The 2,074-nt window shown below is 30.1% G+C and carries 3 protein-coding genes; 2 read left to right on the top strand and 1 reads right to left on the bottom strand.

Annotated elements, in window-relative coordinates:
* On the top strand, positions 1–823 hold an 823-nt coding region (locus BN350_RS21480), incomplete at its 5' end, for an MATE family efflux transporter (RefSeq protein WP_044600402.1).
* Between the two features lie 59 nt (positions 824–882).
* Entirely contained in the window at positions 883–1,179 is a 297-nt protein-coding gene (locus tag BN350_RS15640; protein ID WP_231385307.1) for a hypothetical protein, read from the top strand.
* A gap of 74 nt (positions 1,180–1,253) precedes the next feature.
* Here the strand turns inward: BN350_RS15640 and BN350_RS15635 are convergent, their stop codons facing one another.
* A complete protein-coding gene (locus BN350_RS15635; protein ID WP_028044433.1) occupies positions 1,254–2,006 on the bottom strand; it encodes a MurR/RpiR family transcriptional regulator in 753 nt (250 codons plus the stop codon).
* Positions 2,007–2,074 lie beyond the last annotated feature (68 nt).

Genomic DNA, 2,074 nt, shown 5'->3' with positions numbered 1-2,074 from the left:
AATATTTATTTTTACTTTTTCAATGGGAGTCAAAGGAGCAGCTCTTGCAACAGTGATTTCTCAGTTTGTATCAGCAGTTTGGACTTTTCAGTTTTTAACGGGGCATAGGACAATTCTCAAAATAAAAAAAGAGAAAATGATATTAAAAAAGAAACATGTTGTGAAGATATTCTCTTTGGGGATGGCAGGATTTATGATGGGGATAACAAACTCTGTTGTGACTATTGTATGTAATTCAACATTACAGATGTATGGTGGTGATTTATATATTGCGATTATGACAATTATCAATTCTATTCGTGAAGTCATATCATTGCCTGGACAGGGCTTAGCTAATGCATCTCAGCCAGTTCTTGGCTATAATTATGGTGCTAAGCAATATCAGCGAGTTTTACAAGGTATAAAATATGTAACAATAACTTCACTTATAACAAGTTTTATTTTATGGCTAAGTGTTACACTTTTTCCAGAAATGTTTATTCAAATATTTAGCCATAATCAGGAAATCATCACTGATGGAACAAGTGCTATTCGATTATATTTCTTTGGCTTTTTTATGATGTCATTTCAGATGACTGGGCAAGCTATAGCAGTTGGATTAGGTAAAGCTAAACAGGCGGTGTTCTTTTCTGTTTTTAGAAAAGTCATTATCGTTGCTCCATTAACTGTTATCTTACCTATGTATATAGGAATCAATGGTGTTTTTATTGCTGAAGCTATTAGTAATTTTATAGGTGGTGGAGCTTGCTACATGACAATGTTATTAACAATAGGAAAAGATTTATTTAAAAAGTCTAAAGAAGGTTTAACAGTGACATCATAAAATCAGATTTCTTTCTTCATTTATGATATAATTGAGGTATAAAGAAGGAGGTATGAATTATGTATTATTGCCAAGATTGTCACATGCCTTACGAACAAGATATTTGTCCTAGATGTGGAGTAAAACTCCCACTTATCAAAGAAGATGATGATTGTTTTCTTGTAGAAAAGAAAGAATTGTGGGCAGATATGCTGAAAGAAGTCTTAGAAAATCATCATATTCCTTATTATTGTGCACAGCTGATGGGAGCTGGCATGTCATTAAAAGTAGGACCAATGCTTGAATCTTATCAATTTTATGTTCCTTATTCTCATTATCATGAAGCAATGCAATGTGTAGAGACACTCTTTTCTTAGAAATAATAGATACAAATGGATTATAGTAAAAGGGCAATGAGATTATTGCCCTTTTAAGTATAACATAAGAAGTATTATAAACTATTGTGTACTAGATTCAATAACATTTCAACAAAAATCATAGGTATAGCTTGAGTATCAACAACAGATTGATTTGTAAAGGTATGTCCAGGTAATACAATTGTATGAGAAAACAAATGTGAAAGTTGAGCATTTGGATTCATTGTAATAAGATATGATTTTTTAGGCATGCTATTATTTAAAGTTGATAAGAAACGACTAAAGTTTGCTTTTGCCCCAGTCATAGAAAAAAGAATAAGTGTTGCATCTTCATTCATTGTGTTAGATAAATGAGCGGCTTCAATATAATCATATGCACCAAAAGACATAATACCTAAATCTTGTAATCCAAATTTCAATTCTTTTGCAGGTAGTGCTGAATAATGAATGCCTAAAATATAAATTGAATTATCTTCTTTTAATTGAATAATTAACTTGTTTAGTAAAGAACGATCTAAATTTTTGAATTGTCCTAAAGCTTTCATATATTCATTAGTTAATTGATTAAATAAATCTGATGTATCTTTTTCTTCATAATGTTCATGTAAGTATTTAACCATTTCAAAACGAAAATCTTTATATCCTTTAAAACCTAAAACTTGACAGAATCTAAGAACTGCTGATGTAGATGTTTGACAAAGATCAGCAATTTTTGTGATTGCATATGTTTCAACGTTTTCAGGGTATTGGAGAATGTATTCATAAATTTTATACTCAGTTTTAGAAAAGTCATTTTTATGTAATTGTATTGTATTTATTATATCCATATTTATTCACGTATAATCAATTTAGGTCAGTAAATTGATTATTTCTCCTTTCTGGCCTAACTACTATC

Source organism: Candidatus Stoquefichus massiliensis AP9 (genome assembly GCF_000455285.1).
GTDB classification, from domain to species: Bacteria; Bacillota_I; Bacilli_A; order Erysipelotrichales; family Coprobacillaceae; genus Stoquefichus; species Stoquefichus massiliensis.
This window is presented reverse-complemented; position numbering and strand designations above follow the sequence as displayed.